Raw genomic sequence first — 18,434 nt, 5'->3', positions numbered from 1 at the left:
TCTTGCGTCCTTTCAAGCCTTTCTGCCGCCGAGCAGATATTCGATATTGCCATCGCCGCCTTCAATGGGAGAGGTGGTCAGCCCGAGACTTGTCCAGCCGCAGGTCTTGACCAGCCAGCTTTCCAGATCCTTTGCGACCTCGGCACCCAGTGCCGGATCTTTCAGCAGGCCCTTTTTGCCGATCGCCTCACGCCCCGCTTCAAATTGCGGCTTGACCAGTAACACACAGGCGGCCCCCGGTGCGGCGATGTCGAGCGCGGGCGGCAGCGCCAGTTTCAGTGAGATGAAGGAAACATCGGAGACGATGAAATCGAAGGGGCCGTCACCGATGTCAGTTTTGGCAAGCTGACGGGCATTCAACCCTTCAATATTGGTGACACGCGGGTCTTCGGCGATCTTTGCGGCCATCTGGCCGTGACCGACATCAACCGCAGTCACATGCCGCGCGCCCGCCTCCAGCAGAACCTGGGTGAAGCCGCCGGTCGACGCGCCGATATCAAGCCCGTGACAGCCAGCCGGCGACAGGCCGAAATGGACAAGTCCGTGCACCAGTTTCAGGGCTGCACGCGAGACATATTGACTGGCCGGATCGTCAATGGTGATTTCTGCATCGGGCGTCACGGTCTCGCCTGGTTTTTTGACACTTCGGCCATTGACCTTCACGGTGCCGCGCTGGATCGCATCACGCGCCCGCGAGCGCGTATCGAAACGGTTAAGCGCGACCAGAAGCTGGTCGAGGCGCATGGGAGCGAGGGATCCGGACATATGCGGTCCTTGAACGGTTTTTCCGGCAGGTGCAAGCGCTTTCGGCGGCTGGCACTCAGCCGATCGTGCCGGTGGCGATACGGGGTTGGCCGAGTGCTGCAAAAACCGTGTCGACAATGCCTTCCCGGTCCAGTCCCGCGCGGGCATACATGGCTTCGGGCTTGGCCTGTTCCACCCAGAGATCGGGCATCACCATCTGCCGTACCTTCAGGCCGTGGTCGATCAGGCCTTCATTGGCCAGATATTGCAGCACATGGGCGCCGAACCCGCCTGCCGAGCCTTCCTCGATCGTCACCAGAACTTCGTGATGACGCGCCAGCTGGCGGATCAGCTCAAGGTCAAGCGGCTTGGCAAAGCGGGCGTCGGCCACGGTGGTCGGAAGGCCGGAGGCGTTCAGCAGCGCAGCTGCCTCAAGGGTTTCACCAAGGCGCGTGCCGAAAGATAGCAGCGCGACCTTGCTGCCCTCGGTCATGATGCGCCCCTTGCCAATCTCAAGGATCTCGCCGCGGGCGGGCATTTCGATGCCGCGGCCTTCGCCGCGCGGATACCGGAAAGATATCGGGCCTTCGTCATAGGCGGCGGCCGTGCGCACCATATGTTTCAGTTCCGCCTCGTCGGCGGCTGCCATGACAACGAAGCCGGGCAGGGTGGCGAGATAAGTGGTGTCGAAGGACCCGGCATGGGTCGGTCCGTCGGCACCGACAAAGCCTGCGCGGTCGATAGGAAAGCGCACGGGCAGGCCCTGCAGGGCCACGTCATGCACCACCTGGTCATAGCCGCGTTGCAGGAAAGTCGAATAGAGCGCACAGAAGGGCTTCATGCCTTCGGTTGCAAGTCCTGCGGCAAAGGTAACGGCATGCTGCTCGGCAATACCGACGTCGAAGAGCCGCTTCGGGAAGACGTTCTGGAACTTGTCCAACCCGGTGCCCGATGGCATGGCTGCGGTGATGGCGACGATCTTGTCGTCATGGGTGGCTTCTTGCACCAGCGCTTCTGCGAAGACGCTGGTATAGCTCGGCGCATTGGGCTTGACCTTGGTCTGGTGGCCGGTCACCACATCAAAACGGCTGACGGCATGGCATTTGTCGGCGGCGGCTTCTGCCGGCCCGTAGCCCTTGCCCTTCTGCGTTACGACATGGATCAGCACCGGGCCATGGGCATTGTCGCGGACATTGCGCAGCACGGGCAGCAGGTGCTCGAAGGAATGGCCGTCAATCGGGCCGATATGGTAAAAACCAAGCTCTTCGAACATGGTGCCGCCGGTGACGAAACCGCGGGCATGGCCAACCACGCGCGAGATCGCCTTGTCGACGGACTTGCCGAGATATTGCGTAAGCCGCTTGGAGAAATCGCGGATTTCCAGATAAGCGCGACCCGAGGCGAGGCGGGCCAGATAGGCACTGAGCGCGCCGGTCGGCGGCGCAATCGACATGTCGTTGTCATTCAGAATGACGATCTGCCGCGCGCCAAGTGCGCCGGCATTGTTGAGCGCTTCGAAGGCCATGCCGGCCGACATCGCGCCATCGCCGATGACGGAGATGACATTGCGCGGCTCGCCCTTGAGGTCAGCGGCAACCGCCATGCCAAGCCCTGCGGAAATCGAGGTCGAGGAATGGCCCGCACCAAAGGGGTCATATTCGCTTTCGGCGCGGCGGGTGAAGCCGGACAGCCCGTCTTCCTGGCGCAGCGTTGTCATCCGGTCGCGGCGGCCGGTCAGGATCTTGTGCGGATAGCATTGATGGCCAACATCGAAGATCAGCCGGTCTTCAGGCGTGTTGAAAACCTTGTGAATGGCAAGCGTCAGTTCGACCACGCCCAGCCCGGCACCAAGATGCCCGCCGGTGCGTGACACGGCATCAATCATCGCCTCGCGAACCTCCTGCGCCAGCTGCGGCAGTTCGCGATCGTCGATCGCACGGAGGTCGGACGGGAGGTTGATCTTGTCTAGCAGGCGCGTTTTTGACGGTACCGTCACTGTTTTTGCCTCTTGGTGGCCGTCTCGCGGTCACAGTTCATGGTTTTGCATCGCGCTGACGCTATAGGGTCGGCTTACACGAATATAAGGCTTCTTCTTAACCAATTTCAGGAGCCGGGCAAAGGAACAAATTCGGATTCGTCCCCGGCGACCAGTCCGAAGCGTTTCTGTTTCCAGTCTTCCTTGGCCTGTTCGATCCGTTCCCTGGAGGATGAAACGAAATTCCACCATATATGACGGGGACTTTCCAGTGCTGCGCCGCCAAACAGCATCAGCCTGCATCCGTCAGGGGCGGCACCCTTCAGCGTGATTGCATCGCCAGGTCTGAGCACCAGAAGCTGTTCGGGAGCGAAGGTATCGTCAGCTATTTCGAGATTGCCGGAAAGAATGTAAATCGCCCGTTCTTCATGCGCTGCAGCAAAGGACAGGCGGCCGCCTGCCTCAAGTGCGAGATCGACCATCAGCGTGTCGGAAAATGTGGCAACCTTGGATGTCAATCCGGCGAAATTGCCAAGGACAACGCGGCCGGTTACGCCCTTGTCGCTCAAGTCAGGCAATTGATCCCGCTCGGTATGGCCAAAACAGGGATCCATCACCTCTTTTGCTTCTGGCAGAGCCAGCCAGGTCTGGACACCGGAAAGCGTGTGGCTGTCATCGCGCAGATTGTCCGGGGTGCGCTCCGAATGGGCGATCCCTCTACCGGCCGTCATCAGATTGACGTCACCGGGCCGGATCACCAGCTGGTTGCCGAGCGTGTCGCGATGCTTGATCTCGCCTTCGGTCAGGTAGGTCACGGTCGAAAGGCCGATATGCGGATGCGGCTTGACGTCGAGCGCATTGATCCCGGTGATGCGGGCCGGGCCCATGCGATCGAAGAAGATGAAGGGACCGACCAGCCGTCGTTTTATGGTCGGCAGCGCCCGCCGCACCTCGAAATCGCCGATGTCGCTGGTGCGCGGAATGATCAACTGGCTGATGGCATCGCAGGACGGTGCATCACCCGGTTGCGGATCGTTTCCTGGAAAGAAAGACATCGGTGCTTCCTTGTTTTGATCAGGCCTCGTCGAGCGGTTCCGTCCCGGCTGGTGTGCCGGAACGATCGAGGCGGATCTTCTCGACGCGGGCTTCTGCTGCATTCAGAAGCTTTTCGCAATGCTTTTTCAGCTCTTCACCGCGTGCGTAAATGGCGATTGATTCGTCTAGCGCCACGTCACCGCGCTCCAGCCGGGCCACGATGCGTTCCAGTTCTTCGACCGCACGCTCAAAGGTCATGTCGGCGATCTTGGCAGGTTTGGCGGCGTCGGTCATGGTCGTCCTCTTTCTGAATTCTCGGCCTGTTTGGCCATCTCGGATTGGCGGGGATCATAGCCATCTTCACCAGCTCTGACGAGGCAGTGGTACTCAAAAGTCACGACTGAATGATTTGCGCCCGGTCACTGGATGCCTCGCGGGTGTCTCTTTCCGGCATTCGGGTGTGTATTGCCAGGCTGCGGGCGGTGAGGCATGCGCAACACGGGCAGTGGCTTGACTGATCAGGAAAGCGCCCCGTGTCATCGAACAGAAATGTTGCAGGTTCCGGCGCTCTTTCTTTGCTGGATGTCGTGTTTCCGGGTGAGGCAGCGCTTTGCCAGAGATGCCTCTATTATGATCGATTTCGATCAATTTGCGCACGGCCTTCATTCTAGTGTCATGTTGAAGTGGCATTTAGATCGCGAAAGAGTTCAGTAAATATCGGTGTTTTTCGCTTTGATTGATCGTGCAACACATTCCCTGATGCCGCAAAGACATGCTCAGATTCTTGAGCGTTTGCAGTCATCATCCTATGTTGATACGCAGGACCTCTGTGCGTTTCTTGGCGTGTCCGAGGCGACAGTCAGGCGGGATCTTGCGGATCTGGAAGGGCGAGGGCTGATCCAACGCACCCATGGCGGCGCGGTCGGGCTCAATCAGATCACGCGCGATTTCAGCAATGCCGAGCGTCTGGTGCAGCGCTCTGCGGAGAAGGCGCGGATTGCCAAGGCTGCGGCGGATCTTGTCGTGGAAGGCGATGCCGTGCTGATTGATGCTGGAACGACGACACTGCATGTCGCCCGGCAATTGTCCGGGCGCAAGGATCTCACCTTCGTCACCAATGGCGCCGATATTTTTTCCTGCCTTTCTGCCGCCAGTGTCGGCAAGCTCTATGTGGTGGGCGGTGAATATTTCGAGGTCAATCACAGCTTTGCCGGACCGCTGGCCGCAGACGCAATCCGCCGTTTCAATGTCGACAAGGTTTTTTTGAGCGTCGGGGCGATTAATCTCGATCGTGGCCAGCTCGCCATTTCTTCACCCCTGATGTCAGAGGCGCAGCGGGCGATGATCGACATTGCGCAGACTGTCGTCGTCGTGGCCGATCATTCGAAGTTTGGCCGTGCCGCCCTTTCCGTGACGGCATCGCTTGATGAGGTCGACTATATCATCACGGACGAGGCGGCGCGCCTGCGCGTTGGCGATGTGCCGGATGCGCTCAAGCGCAAACTGATTTTCGCCTGAGGAGCAAGATCATGTCTATCCTCTCGGTCAGCAGGCTAAGCAAGCGTTACGACGCGGTGACGGTTCTGAATGATATCAGCTTCGAGACGCGTGAGGGCGAGTTCATCTCGCTGCTCGGGCCTTCCGGCTGTGGCAAGTCGACGACATTGCGGCTGATTGCCGGGCTTGACGCGGCAACGGCCGGTGCAATCCATCTCGATGGTCGCGATATCACCGGATTGCCATCCGCCAAACGTGGTGTGGCAATGGTTTTTCAGTCCTATGCGCTGTTCCCGCATCTCACCGTCGCGCAGAATATCGTGTTTGGCCTTTCGGTGCGCGGGGAAAGCCGTGCAGCCCAAAGGGACAAGCTGGCGAAAGTGGCGCCGCTGCTTGGTCTGGAAAAGCTGCTGGATCGCCGTCCGGCACAGCTTTCCGGTGGTCAGCAGCAACGCGTGGCGCTGGGCCGTGCGCTGGTTGCCGAAGCGCCGGTCTGCCTGCTGGACGAGCCGCTCTCCAATCTCGATGCCAAGCTCAGAGCCGAAATGCGGGCGGAAATCCGCAGCCTTCAGCAGCGTCTCGGGATCACGATGATTTTTGTCACTCACGATCAGGCCGAGGCAATGAGCATGTCTGACCGCGTTGTATTGATGCGCGATGGTCATATCGAACAGTTCGGAACGCCTGTTGAACTCTATGCCAGGCCTGAGACCGTGTTTGCCGCGAGCTTTATCGGCGCGCCTCCGATGAACCTGTGTGACGGCGCAGCGCTTGGCGAATATGGCCGGAACCTGCCGGCCGGGACGGTGGTTGGCCTGCGTCCGGAAGACATCGCAATTCAAGATGATGGCATGCCGGTTACGGTTGAAGCCATTGAATATTTCGGCGCGGATTCGGTCCTTGCGGTGCGCTTTGGCGACCTGCAGCTGAAGACCCGCATGCCCGGACATTTCACCCGCCATCCGGGTGAGACAATTTCGATCGGGTGGCCGGCTGCAGCCGTTCATCTTTTCGATGCGCAAACTGGTCAGCGACGGGTTCCATCGGCTTCTCCCGGCCATGCCGCCGCGCCAGCCATTCCCTAACCCAGAGGAAGTTTCTGATGTTCAGCCCTGTCATGAAGAATGCGCTCTTCGCCGGCGCAAGCGCTCTCCTTTTGTCTTCGGTTCCGGCTCTCGCCACCGATATCACCTTCTATTATCCGGTTCAGGTTGGCGGTCCGCTGACCCAGGTCATGGATGGCTATGTTGCCGATTTCGAAAAGGCCCATCCTGATATTCATGTCGATGCGGTCTATGCCGGCAACTATACCGATACGACCACCAAGGCGATGACGGCCGCCAAGAACGGCACGCCGCCGACCGTTGCCGTGCTGCTGGCGACCGACATTTTCACGCTGATGGATAATGAGGTTGTCGAGCCCATGGACGACTTCATCAAAACGGATGATGACAAGACCTGGGTTGAAGGCTTCATGCCGGCCTTCCTGGCTTCGGCAAAGGTGGATGGCCACCTCTGGGCCGTGCCGTTTCAGCGCTCAACGGCGGTTGAATTCTACAACAAGGATGCCTTTCGCGCTGCCGGTCTTGATCCGGAACAGCCGCCGAAAACCTGGGACGAACTGGTGGAAATGGGCCAGAAGCTGACGCTCAAGGATGCAAGCGGCACGGTTACGCAATATGCGATCGGCATTCCCGGCAATTCCGGTTCGGCGCAGTGGCTCTTTGGTGCTCTGGCCGCCCAGAACGGCGCCCGGCTGATGAGCGACGACGGAAAGACGACCTATTTCAACGATCCCAAGGTTGTTGAGGCACTGCAGTTCTGGGTCGATCTCGGCACGAAATATGGCATCCATCCCGATGGTATCCAGCAGTGGGGTACAACGCCTCAGGATTTCCTGGAAGGACGTCTCGCCATGGCCTGGACCACCACCGGTAACCTTACCAATATCCGCAAGAATGCCAGTTTCGATTTCGGTATTGCGCCCTATCCGGGCCATCCCGATCCGGCTTCGGTGCTGGGCGGCGGCAATCTCTACATCTTCAAGGATGCCAGTGATGAGCAGAAGGCTGCGGCCTTCGAATTCGTCAAGTTCATGACCTCGGCTGACCTGCTGGCCGACTGGAGCATCCAGACCGGTTATGTCGCCCCGCGTGAGGATGCATGGCAGACCGAAACGTTGAAGAATTATGTCTCCGAGGTGCCGGCTGCCGATGTGGCCCGTCAGCAGATCGCGGTTTCGGTTCCTGAACTGTCCACCTATGACAGCGCCCGTGTCGGTCAGGCGCTCAATGACGGCCTGCAGGCAGCACTCACCGGACAGGCGACACCGCAGGACGCCATGGACCGTGCCCAGGAACAGGCTGAGCGCATTCTGCGCCCCTATCAGAACTGATCTGGCCGGAGCCTGTTTGATTGGATCATGGCCGTGGAGAAGATGATATGAAAGTTTCCCGCAACCTCGTTTATGGCATGGCGCTGCTTTCGCCAGCGGTGGTGCTGCTGGTGACCTTCACTTACTTTCCCACGGCCGCAACCATCTGGGACAGCTTCTTTTCGACCCCGCGCGGCAAGCGCGGGGCCGTCTTCATCGGTACGGATAACTATCACACCCTGTTTTCCGATCCGGTCTTCTTCAAGGCCATGATCAATAATCTCATCTATGCAGCGACGACAATTCCGCTGTCGATGGGGCTGGCGCTTGCCATGGCCTTGCTGGTCAATGCGAAGATTCGCTTTCGTGGCTTTGCCCGGCTGGCCTTCTTCATGCCGACCATGCTGCCGATGATCGCGGTGGCGAATATCTGGATGTTCTTCTATGCGCCAGATTACGGGCTGATCGATCAGATCCTCGGGATATTCGGTCTGGCTGGCAATAACTGGCTCGGTGATCCGAAAACGGCTCTGGGCAGTCTGATCGTCATCACGATCTGGAAGAATGCCGGATTTTTCATGATTTTCTATCTGGCGGCGCTTCAGCAGGTCTCACCGGTCCTGATTGAGGCTGCGACCCTTGAAGGGGCAAATTATCTGCAGCGCCTGCGACGGGTAATTCTGCCGCTGCTGATGCCGACGACCCTGTTCGTGGCCATCAATGCCGTCATTGATGCTTTCCGGCTTGTGGATCACGTCATTGCCATGACCAAGGGCGGGCCGGACAACGCAACCCAGCTTCTGCTTTTCTATATTTATCAAACGGCATTCAGCTATTGGGACACGGCCTATGCGGCTACGCTCAGCGTTGTGCTTCTGGCCATTCTGGCCGTGATTGCGCTCATTCAGTTTGCCTATGCGGACAAAAGGATTTTCTACCGATGAAGGGGCACGCAAAAACCTCGCTTTCTGCCTCTGTTGCAGCGCTTCTTCTGGCTCTCATCTGGGTCCTGCCGCTCGGCTATGCCGTCTGGACAGCGTTTCACACCGCTGCCTATGCGACCAGATTCTCGCTGTTTGCGCCTCTGACACTGGAGAATTTCCGTCATGTCTGGGCGCTGGCACCATTCGATCGCTATTTTCTCAATACGGTTGTGCTGGTGGTGCTGGTCGTCATCTGCCAGTTCGTGATCTGCACGCTTGCAGCCTATGCTTTCGTTGTCTTCCCGTTTCGGGGATCGCAGCTTCTCTTCATGCTGTTTCTGGTGCAACTGATGGTCATGCCGGAGGTTTTGCTGGTCCGGAACTATCAGACGGTTTCGGCGCTGGGGGCCATGGATTCAATCCTGGCGATTGCGCTGCCCTATCTCGCCTCGGCATTCGGGATATTCCTGTTCCGCCAGGCCTTCAAGACCGTGCCGAAGGAGCTGGATGAGGCGGCGCGCATGGAAGGCGCCGGGCCGCTGACCACGCTTTGGCGGGTCTATGTGCCGCTGGCAAAGCCGGTCTATCTTGCCTATGGCCTTGTCATGGTGTCCTACCACTGGAACAATTTTCTCTGGCCGATGATCGTCACCAATTCGGTCACAACGCGCCCCATCACGGTCGGCCTGCAGGTGTTTTCCGCCGTTGAGCAGGGGATCGACTGGCCGACGCTGACAGCGGCAACGCTGACATCGGTCGCGCCGCTTCTGATCGCCTTCTTCATCTTCCAGCGTCAATTCGTTCAAAGCTTCATGCGCGCCGGCATTCGCTGACGCTGCCACTGTCGGAGAAAATTCATGTTGATCGCCCATATCTCGGATCTGCACATTTCAGCGACCTATGACCCAAACGGCCTGGTGCGGCCGGATGCGGTTGAGCGGGCGCGCCGTCTCGTTGCCGATCTTGCAGCCTTTCGCCCGAAGATCGATCTTGTTGTTCTGACAGGCGACAATAGCAATGACGGTCTTGCCGCAGATTATGACCTGCTGAAACAGGTGCTTGCGCCGCTTGAGATGCCGGTCCTGCCGATCCCGGGCAATCACGATGCCCGCGGGCCGATGCGCTCTGCCTTTCCCGATCTGCCCTATGCGGATGAAACATTTCTCCACTATGAATGGCGGGAAGGTCCTGTGCGCATCATCGCACTCGACAGCCATGTTCCCGGTGAAGTGGGTGGAAGGCTGTGCGCTCAAAGGCTGGCCTGGCTGGAATCGCGTCTTTCGCTTCCCTTCGAGGGCGAGACGCTTGTGGCGCTGCATCACCCGCCATGCCCGACCCGCATGGGGGTGCTCGATGCGGCAACGCTGATGGAGGGAGCCGATACGCTCGCCGCTCTTATGGCGCTGAATGACAGGCCGGTAACGCTGCTTTGCGGTCATCTTCACCGGCCGATCACGTGTCTCTGGAAGGGTGTCAATGTGCGCGCCGCCGGCAGTCCCGCCTTCATGTTCGATCTGTCCGTTGACGCATTAAACACGCCCGACGTGGTCGATAGCCCATATAGCTATGCAATCCACTTCATCGACGGCAATGGCGGCCACATCATTCACCGGCACGAGGTGGATATGCCGGTTCTGTCGTGACGACGGGCATTAAGCCAGACAGGAACGGATCTCGCTTCTGCGCCGCCCGGCAGGGCTTGTTGCAATGAACAGCGCTTTGCGGCGCGCGCGGGTTGAATTGTCGGGCTTGCCTCAGCGCGGCGCAAGCGTCGCGATCAGATCATTGACAACATGGGCCATCTCCATGCCGGCGGAAAAGTTGAACTGGTTGATGGCAATGAAAACGCCGACGCCGCGCGAGGGGGCGAAAGCAAGATAGCTGAACACGCCGTTCGTGCCGCCCGCCTTTTGAATGATCAGCGGGTGATCTCCCTCAGGCATCATGATCACCCATCCAAGCCCCATGGCGTCCATGTGACCGGATTCATCAAGGCCATAGACCGGCGAAAGCCCGTCACGCATCAGCCAGGCGGCATGGCTGATTGCGCGCATGTTTGCATCCTTTGTGCCAAGGCGGTCCAGGTTCCATTTCAGATATTCAACCATGTCATTGGCTGTGGTGTAGAGGCCTGAGGCACCGCCGCGATTGGCGATGGGGTCGCCGGGATCCATTTCATTGCCATTCCAGTCATAGCCAGTCATGGCGTTTTCGCCCGCCGGTCTGATATAGCTGGTGGCTGTCAGGCCGATCGGATCGGTGACCCGGGATTTGAGCAGCTGCGGATAGGGCTCTGCGGTGATGTCGGAGAGTGCCATGGCAAGCACGTCAAACCCCACATTTGAGTAGAGGACGCCGGTGCCCGGCGTAAAAAGCAGCGGATGGTCGGTGAGGTTGGCCCTGAAGGAGGCGTCGCTGTATTTCTCGGCGCCGTCAACGGGGGCGAGTTCACGGGGCAGGCCGCTCGAATGGGTGGCAAGATCGACCAGGCGGATTTCGTGTCCGTCCTTCTGCGGCAGGGCGTCGACCACGCCGGCATGCGGACCGACAGGGTCCGTCAATGCAACCGTGCCATCGGCAGCGAGCGAGGAAAGTGTCAGTCCGGTAAAGGTTTTCGTCACCGATCCGACGCCTATGATCGTATCGCCGTCCGGTTCGATACCGCTGCCCTTTGTCACTTCGCCAAAGCCGTAAACGACACTTTCATCACCGCGAACGGCGGCGATCACGAGGCCTGGCACTGCCGTGTCGAGTTGAAAGATCTGCCCTGTGAATTCGACAGTGTCATTGAGCAAGGGGTCACTGGCGGCGGCAGGTGATGCCGCGAGAAGGGCGATGGCTGCAAGGGCATGTTTCATAAGAGTTCCAATCCTCTGTCCTGGCGTTCGGCCCTCGCGCCACCACGGATTGTCCGGTCGATCGCACCGGTCGCTCCCTTCAGGGGCAGGCAGGCTCTCTACATGCAGCTATACTGCATGAAAATTGCCATATCACAACTAAAATCGTATACGATTATTGTCTAATGAATTGCTGACTTGGGCTTTTCTGTTGGCGGCACGCCGGCTGTTGCAGGTTTTCAATTTGAGAAGTCTGCGGCCATAGGGAGGGCTAACGCATTATACAAATGCCGTTTTTGATTTGCTGAGCAAATTTCCGCGATGCGCGGGGATGCGACTACAGCAATGTCAACGATTTTTGCCACGGTCGTATCCTGTCGAATCCCAAGACGAGCTTTTGCACATGCGAGAACCTGCAAGCGACCGCATCCGCCGAAGAAGCCTCATCATCGGGAGTGCTGCTAAAACTCGGAATACAATGCAGTTTTGCGCGGTTCGCCGTCGGGGCAGGCGGTGATCGCTGGACCGCACTGCACTGTATTCTTAATTGAATTGGCTATGATAGCGAAAACATCGTATACGATAATGGCCGAGATCTGAAGGCTGCCGGTGGCAACCCTGATGCGGTGGCCGGAGAAAGACGGGTTGTAATTGTGATCTTGTCAACCTGACTTGATGTGTTGCAAGGATGAATGCATGAGGCCCGATCGTGGTGGCGTGCGAGTTTGAAGATGAGGATGGCGTCAGAGAGCAGACCGATGACTGATGACGAGATCTATCGTGAGATATTCGACGCCATCGTTGAGGGGCGTCTGGCGCCCGGTGCAAAGCTCGGGCAGGATGACCTGGGCCGGGTCTTTGGTGTCAGCAAAACCCGGATCAGGCCGATTCTCTATCGCCTGACCGATCAGAAAATCGTGGTCATCGAGCCGATGCGGGGCGCCTTTGTCGCACGTCCGTCGATTGAAGAAGCGCGCGCGGTCAACGCTGCCCGCCAGATCGTTGAGGAAGGCGTTATCCGTGCTGTTACCCGCAAGGTTCAGCCTCGGCAGTTGAAGATACTGCGTGAGATTGTCGCCGAGGAAAAACGGGCAAGAGGGCACGGCGACAATGGCAGGGCGCATCGGTTGACCGGGGAATTTCATCGTGAGTTGGCCCGGCTCACCGGCAATGAAGTGATGGTCGATCTTGTCAGCGAGCTGGTGACCCGCGACAGCCTGGTTGTCTCGCTCTATCAGCGGCCCGCCTATGCGGGCTGCTCGCTGGATGGGCATGGCGTGCTGATCGACAGAATTGCCGCAGGCGATGAGGACGCTGCTGCACGGGCCATGCGTCATCACCTGCAGGCAGTGATGGACAGTCTTGATCTCGGCGATGACAGGCGAAAGACGCAGTCGCTGGCAGCAGCATTTGCGCATCTGCACCGAGCATAAAGTATCGGCGCTTTCGTCGCCTCCTGCTGTTGATTTGCGATTACTGGAGGATACTCGCCTTTCGCCGAGGGTGGTCCTGCCTGCCGGCCAGTTTCGGGGGCATCGTCGTTGCGATACCCGTCAACACTCATCCGGCCATCCGCATTCGGCTAGTGCTGATCAAGGCGGGCAGGTAAGACATTGCATGAACAGCATGGAAATCGATGATGTTGGCTTTATGTCACGGCTCAGATTTGCGCTGGCGCGACGCGCTCCGCTTCTGGTACAGGCGGTGCACATGGCTCATTCAACAGCGCTGCCGTTTATCATGTACGGCTTCTCGACCGGGACAAGCGCATGACCTTGCGCCAGCTTGGCTTCTATGTCGAGAACCGCTCAAATCTGAAAAGGAAACAGATCATGACCGAGATGCCCTACGTTACCGATCAGCGCTTCACGGTGGATGTCGCGGGAATGGAGGTGGAACTGCCGATCGTTGCGATCAAGCCGGATTTTGCCATTTCGCTGATGATGGTGATCGATCTTGGGGTGAAATTCGGTGAACATGCCGGCCGCAAGCTGGCTGAAAAGCTGGCACCGATGAAGCCGGATATCGTTGTCGGCGCGGCGACGCTCGGCATTCCCGTGGCAATAGAAGTCACACGCGCACTCGGCCTTGACGACTATGTCATTTTGCAGAAGTCGCCGAAAATCCATCTTGGTGACGCTCTGGTGCAGTCAATCTCATCCATCACCTCCAAGGGTGAACAGCGCCTGATGCTTGATCGGCGCTCGCTGCCGCTTCTCAAGGGCAGGCGCGTCGTTGTGGTCGATGACGTGGTTGCCTCCGGCTCGTCCATCAAGGGCTCTGTTGATCTGGTGCGCAAGGCCGGTGGCGAGGTTGTCGGCATCGGCGTGATCCTGACAGAGGCCCGGGACTGGCTCGAAACGCTTGGCGAGGATGCAAAGCTTGTCGCAGGTCTTGCCCATATTCCACAGTTTAGCAGCAATGGCGGGCCTTTCGAACCGATCGGCGACACCTATCTCTGAGGCTCAGTTTGGTACCGGCATGGTGGAAGCCGACTGACCGGTATGGAACAGATGGGTGCGCCAGATGGATGACGCAGCTGCGGCATCGTGTGCGCGCCGCGCGCTCATGGCGGCGGGCCTGGCACCCTGTTTACGCTGCCCTTTTCGAGATGAGAGCGATGGTCGCCTGGGCACTCAGCTGGCTCAGGGATGTTTTTACGAGCTGAGCCTGTCGGGTTTTTAAATTGTTCTGGTCTGTGCGATCCTGTCCGGCGCATGGGGGCTCTGTCGGGTTCAGGCAAGACAAGCAAGGCAGGGACGACAGCATAAAGGGGCAGGTGGATATTTTCTGGTGATCGCCAGCTGGATTTGTTAGAGCGACCTGTCTGATTTGATTGGAGAACGATTGTTGAGCGCTGCCCGATCCGCCCGCCCCGTGAAAGCCATCACGCTGGCCGGGCTCGCCAATCGTCTCCGTCACCTCGATTGCGCCCTTGATCTGGCGGCAAGACTTGAGCGCCCGGTTGAACTGATCTGGCCGATGGATCGCGACCTTCACTGTCCCTTCGAGCGATTATTCGATGTCCCTGATGCCGTGGTGCGGATTATCGAACAATCGCATGGCAACTATCCATTGCATGACAAGATCTTGCGCAAGATCAGCTTCCCCGGTCGTCACTATCTGACATCGGAGCATTTCGGTGAACTGACGCAGGAAAAAAGGGCCATGGGCCTGGATCATGCGATCATGGCAGAGCGCATGCCGGCGTCGGATCTGATTATCTTTCGCAGCGGGCAGCGCTCCTATCTGCCAGAGGTGCCCTATGCATGGCTGAGGCCGTCGGCAATGATTGACGGTCTGACGCAGGCCGTAACGGCTGGATATTCGTCAAAGATGCTGGGTGTTCACGTGCGCCGCACTGACCATGTTCATGCCATCCGGCACAGTCCGATGGAGACGTTCCTCAGTGAAGTCGACCGGAAAATGGCGACGGAAGGATTTACCGGTCTGTTCCTCGCCACTGATGATGACGACGCCGAACAGGCGATCTGTGCGCAATATCCTGACACGCTGATCTATCGCAAAAGATCGCGCGATCGGAACCAACCAGTGGCGATCGAGGATGCGCTGGTCGATTTCATCTGTCTGTCGCGAACGGATGAAATCCTTGGCAGCGCTGGCAGTTCCTTTTCACAGGAGGCAGCGCTTCTTGGCGCTGTCGTCCTGAATATCGCCTGCTGATCCTCCGTTCAGGCAACTTGCTCCCCGACTGCCAATCTCAGTCCCTTTTCGTTGAAGAGGTGAATATCGGCCGTGTCGAAGGTCAGACGGATGGTCTTGCCGGATTTCAGCGCATGCTGGCCGGAAAGAACGGCCAGCAACTGTTCTCCGCTTTTCGTTGCGGCATAGACGACTGTTTCGGCACCCAGCGCTTCGACCAGGGTGATGGAGACGTCAATTCCGGCTTCGTCGTCGGCTGCAATCCGGATCTGCTGCGGACGGACGCCAACGGTCAGCGGGGTGCCAGCGCTGACGGCAAGACCATCGGTGCTGATCTCGCGTTCTTCCTCACCCAGAAGATTGAGGACTGCATGGCCGTCCCGCAAGGAGCTAAGTGTTGCAGGCAGGAAATTCATCGCTGGCGAACCGATGAAACCAGCGACGAAAAGATTGGCCGGACTGTTGTAAAGCTCCAACGGCGTGCCGATCTGCTCGACCTTGCCCTGACGCAGGACGACGATCCTGTCGGCAAGTGTCATGGCTTCAACCTGATCATGGGTCACATAGATCATTGTGGTCTTCAACCGGTCATGGAGTGCGGAAAGTTCGGCGCGCATATGGACACGCAGTTCCGCATCGAGGTTGGAAAGCGGTTCATCGAACAGGAAAACATCCGGGTGGCGCACAATGGCGCGGCCGATGGCGACGCGCTGTCGCTGGCCACCGGAAAGCGCTTTCGGCTTGCGTTCCAGCAGGGCGTCGAGCTCCAGCATGCGCGCGGCCTCGGCAACACGAGTCGCGATTTCCTGCTTACCCATGCCGGCAAAGCGGAGCGCAAAGCCCATATTTTCCCGCACTGTCATATGCGGGTAAAGCGCATAGGTCTGGAACACCATGGCGATCCCGCGCTTGGCCGGGTCTTCATCGGTCATGTCCTTGCCGCCAATGGCAAGTTTGCCAGCGGTAATGTCCTCAAGGCCCGCGATCATCCGCAACAGTGTCGATTTTCCGCAGCCGGACGGCCCGACGAAGACGACAAACTCGCCGGAGCGGACATCGAGATCGACGCCCTTGATCACTTCGAGATTTCCGAATTTCTTGTAGATTGCGTTCAGTGAAACATCAGCCATGAAAATCTGCCTCAGTTCAAAGTGAAAGTGATGGTCTGGTCGCCGAAGGGACGGCAGCGGGTTGTCAGCGTAAGCGTGCCAGGGCTGTCGCCGGCTTCGATATAGAGCCCGGCCGTACCACCCTTGAAGGCGATGAGATCCGGTCCGATGATACGCCCGGGCCCCTCAAGCGACACCGCTACAGGGTCATCGAAGAAGGGGAGGATATTGCCGCACTGATCAAGCGCGCGCAGGATCACGCGGACGCAATCTTTCTCTCCGGCCTTCATCTCTGTAGCATCGGGGGCAATTTCCAGCCGCGCTGGAACTGGATCGGCGGCCATTTTGACAGTTTTGGCTGGCTTGCCATTGAGAAAGCCGGTGATCGTGCCGTCCCGCCAGACCCGGCCCCATTCACCGAATTCTGCCGGTGTGACCGAGCGAAGGTCAACGACGACGGGCGGATGCGGCAGATGCGGATAGGTGGTTCGGTCGGGTTCAATCCGCTTCGGCGCGCCATCGCCGAATGTCAGTTCGACATAATCGCAATTGGTGAGGATGATCAGCGGCAGGATGCCGCCAATATTGCGCTCGCCGCGCGCCCAGAAGGTCACCGGCTTCAGCACCACCGCGTCCTCAGGCCGTCCTTGTGAGGCATAGGCGAAGGCGGCAAATTTCGGCTCGCGATACATGTCCAGAACACCGTGATAGCAGATCCGGTCGCCGGAGCCGAAATCCATATGGGTGTTGTAGTCGAACATGCACCAGCCGGTCGAACCGGCGATGGCCGGATCGCCGGCAACCGCATTGAGCATTTGCAGGTGCCGTGTCACATGCTCGGCCTGGCGCTGCTCCTGATCGAAACGCTTGGTCGGATACATATGGCCGCAATATTCTGTGATCATGTAGGGCACAGGCTGGCGCAGCCCCGTCACCTGCCTTTGATCGCGGGTGAAGACGCGACCCTGATTGCGCCCCGGCATTTCCTCGTCTCCGAGGATGAAGTCATTCATCGTATAGACGTCTTCGAGCATCTCGCTGTTTTCGATGCAGCGCACGCCGCCGGTCGGCCGGGTACTGTCCAGTTCATGCGCCAGCCGGTTCGTTTCCGTGTAGAAGCCGTGATCATCGCCGGATTCATTGATTCTTACCCCCCAGATGAAAATTGCCGGATGGTTCCAGTCGCGCTCGATCATCCGGCGGACATTGGCGATCGATTCCTGTTTCCAACCTTCGCCGCCGATATGCTGCCAGCCGGGGATTTCCTCAAACACCAGCAGGCCGATTTCGTCGCAGCGATCGAGAAAATAGCGCGACTGCGGATAATGCGAAGTGCGCACCACATTGCAGGCAAGCTCATATTTCAGGATCTCGGCATCCTTTTCCTGCCCGCGCCGGCCCATGGCATAGCCAAGATGCGGCCAGCACTGATGCCGGTTGAGACCGCGCAGCTTGATGGTGCGGCCATTGAGGCTGAAGCCATCTGTCGTCAGAGCCACGCTGCGGAAACCGAAGCGCTGGCTGATCTCGTCCGTCTCGCCATCGGCGTCAAGCGTGACCGTGAGGTTGTAAAGGGCCGGATCATCAATATCCCAGAGGCGGATATCGTCTAGATCCTTCATCTCGATCAGCGCATGGTCGCCCGTCACCGTAACGTCGGCGACCGCGTGCAGTGTGCCGTCGGTGTCGCAAAGCTGCGCGCGCAGTCTGGCTTTGGCAATATTGGCAATGCCGTTCAGGAAGACCAAGGCGGAGAGGCTCTTGTGCGCGGCGAGCACATCGGGCGTCTCGATCTTGATGTTGCGGATGACGGCTTTGCCCGTCACCTTCAGCCAGACATCACGATAGATGCCGGCATAGGTCAGATAGTCGATCATATCGCCAAAGGGCGGGATTTCCGGATTTTCCGAACCATCGATTTTCACCGTCAGCAGGTTGTCGCCGGTGTTGAGATGCGGGGTCAGATCCACCTCGAAAGGCGTGTAGCCATCGCGGTGGGCGGCGATCTGCACACCGTTGAGATAGACCACGCTGTCGGCCATGGCCGCATCGAAGACAAGCGAGACGATCCGGCCTTCAAAGGCTGAATCCCACGCAATAACCTTCTGATAGGTGAAGGCGCGCTGATAGCAGGTCTCGTCGAAATAGTTGAATGGCAGTTCTACGGCCGTATGCGGCAGCCGGACCGGTGCGCCGGGCTGAAGGCTGCCGGGCCATGCGCTGTCGAAGCCTTCGGTAAAAAACCAGCCGTCATTGAATTTGGTGATGTGACGCATG

Annotated in this window: 17 protein-coding genes; 10 read left to right on the top strand and 7 right to left on the bottom strand. The window is 58.7% G+C overall.

Annotated elements, in window-relative coordinates; translation table 11 throughout:
- Positions 1–12: 12 nt before the first annotated feature.
- The 4 genes from FJU08_RS15915 to FJU08_RS15900 all read right to left on the bottom strand — a co-directional run bounded on the left by FJU08_RS15915 (position 13) and on the right by FJU08_RS15900 (position 4,048).
- Positions 13–765 carry a TlyA family RNA methyltransferase gene (locus FJU08_RS15915; protein WP_235890748.1) on the bottom strand — a complete coding sequence of 251 codons (753 nt, stop codon included), beginning with the start codon at positions 763–765 and terminating at the stop codon, positions 13–15.
- 55 nt (positions 766–820) lie between these two features.
- Positions 821–2,740: a 1-deoxy-D-xylulose-5-phosphate synthase gene (gene dxs / locus FJU08_RS15910; protein WP_141150013.1), complete on the bottom strand. Its 1,920-nt coding sequence runs from the start codon at positions 2,738–2,740 to the stop codon at positions 821–823.
- A 107-nt stretch (positions 2,741–2,847) separates the two neighbouring features.
- Positions 2,848–3,774, bottom strand: a complete 927-nt coding sequence (locus FJU08_RS15905; RefSeq protein ID WP_141150012.1) for a pirin family protein — start codon at positions 3,772–3,774, stop codon at positions 2,848–2,850.
- 19 nt (positions 3,775–3,793) lie between these two features.
- Positions 3,794–4,048: an exodeoxyribonuclease VII small subunit gene (locus FJU08_RS15900; RefSeq protein WP_141150011.1), complete on the bottom strand. Its 255-nt coding sequence runs from the start codon at positions 4,046–4,048 to the stop codon at positions 3,794–3,796.
- Between the two features lie 465 nt (positions 4,049–4,513).
- On the opposite strand from FJU08_RS15900, the gene FJU08_RS15895 reads away from it, so the two are divergent.
- From FJU08_RS15895 to FJU08_RS15870, 6 genes are read left to right on the top strand one after another with little or no spacing between them, the layout of a single operon-like run.
- Positions 4,514–5,272 carry a DeoR/GlpR family DNA-binding transcription regulator gene (locus tag FJU08_RS15895; protein WP_141150010.1) on the top strand — a complete coding sequence of 253 codons (759 nt, stop codon included), beginning with the start codon at positions 4,514–4,516 and terminating at the stop codon, positions 5,270–5,272.
- Between the two features lie 11 nt (positions 5,273–5,283).
- Positions 5,284–6,336 carry an ABC transporter ATP-binding protein gene (locus FJU08_RS15890; protein WP_141150009.1) on the top strand — a complete coding sequence of 351 codons (1,053 nt, stop codon included), beginning with the start codon at positions 5,284–5,286 and terminating at the stop codon, positions 6,334–6,336.
- A 17-nt stretch (positions 6,337–6,353) separates the two neighbouring features.
- Positions 6,354–7,646, top strand: a complete 1,293-nt coding sequence (locus tag FJU08_RS15885) for an ABC transporter substrate-binding protein (protein ID WP_235890747.1) — start codon at positions 6,354–6,356, stop codon at positions 7,644–7,646.
- Between the two features lie 47 nt (positions 7,647–7,693).
- On the top strand, positions 7,694–8,569 hold the full coding sequence (locus FJU08_RS15880) for a carbohydrate ABC transporter permease (RefSeq protein WP_141150008.1): 876 nt from the start codon (positions 7,694–7,696) through the stop codon (positions 8,567–8,569).
- Complete coding sequence (locus FJU08_RS15875; RefSeq protein WP_141150007.1) at positions 8,566–9,381, top strand: carbohydrate ABC transporter permease; 816 nt, start codon at positions 8,566–8,568, stop codon at positions 9,379–9,381. The genes FJU08_RS15880 and FJU08_RS15875 overlap by 4 nt, the downstream gene beginning before the upstream one ends.
- 24 nt (positions 9,382–9,405) lie before the next feature.
- The gene (locus tag FJU08_RS15870; RefSeq protein ID WP_141150006.1) at positions 9,406–10,191 is read left to right on the top strand and encodes a metallophosphoesterase; all 786 of its coding nucleotides are present in this window, start codon (positions 9,406–9,408) and stop codon (positions 10,189–10,191) included.
- A 111-nt stretch (positions 10,192–10,302) separates the two neighbouring features.
- Here FJU08_RS15870 and ampH read toward each other — a convergent pair whose 3' ends face one another.
- A complete protein-coding gene (gene ampH / locus FJU08_RS15865) occupies positions 10,303–11,406 on the bottom strand; it encodes a D-alanyl-D-alanine-carboxypeptidase/endopeptidase AmpH (protein WP_141150005.1) in 1,104 nt (367 codons plus the stop codon).
- 737 nt (positions 11,407–12,143) lie between these two features.
- Here ampH and FJU08_RS15860 point away from each other — a divergent pair.
- The 4 genes from FJU08_RS15860 (at position 12,144) to FJU08_RS15850 (ending at position 15,069) form a co-directional block, all read left to right on the top strand.
- Positions 12,144–12,818 (top strand): GntR family transcriptional regulator, encoded by a 675-nt coding sequence (locus tag FJU08_RS15860; protein WP_181409872.1) that lies wholly within the window; start codon positions 12,144–12,146, stop codon positions 12,816–12,818.
- Positions 12,819–13,002: 184 nt separating this feature from the next.
- Entirely contained in the window at positions 13,003–13,158 is a 156-nt protein-coding gene (locus FJU08_RS22795; RefSeq protein ID WP_181409871.1) for a hypothetical protein, read from the top strand.
- A 59-nt stretch (positions 13,159–13,217) separates the two neighbouring features.
- Positions 13,218–13,847, top strand: a complete 630-nt coding sequence (locus FJU08_RS15855) for a phosphoribosyltransferase family protein (protein WP_141150003.1) — start codon at positions 13,218–13,220, stop codon at positions 13,845–13,847.
- Positions 13,848–14,235: 388 nt separating this feature from the next.
- Positions 14,236–15,069 carry an O-fucosyltransferase family protein gene (locus FJU08_RS15850; protein ID WP_141150002.1) on the top strand — a complete coding sequence of 278 codons (834 nt, stop codon included), beginning with the start codon at positions 14,236–14,238 and terminating at the stop codon, positions 15,067–15,069.
- Positions 15,070–15,077: 8 nt separating this feature from the next.
- On the opposite strand, the gene FJU08_RS15845 is transcribed toward FJU08_RS15850, so the two are convergent.
- On the bottom strand, positions 15,078–16,178 hold the full coding sequence (locus FJU08_RS15845; RefSeq protein WP_141150001.1) for an ABC transporter ATP-binding protein: 1,101 nt from the start codon (positions 16,176–16,178) through the stop codon (positions 15,078–15,080).
- A gap of 11 nt (positions 16,179–16,189) precedes the next feature.
- Positions 16,190–18,433: a glycoside hydrolase family 2 protein gene (locus FJU08_RS15840; RefSeq protein ID WP_141150000.1), complete on the bottom strand. Its 2,244-nt coding sequence runs from the start codon at positions 18,431–18,433 to the stop codon at positions 16,190–16,192.
- Position 18,434: the final 1 nt, after the last annotated feature.

It is taken from the genome of Martelella alba (genome assembly GCF_006516955.1).
Taxonomy (GTDB): Bacteria; Pseudomonadota; Alphaproteobacteria; order Rhizobiales; family Rhizobiaceae; genus Martelella; species Martelella alba.
This window is presented reverse-complemented; position numbering and strand designations above follow the sequence as displayed.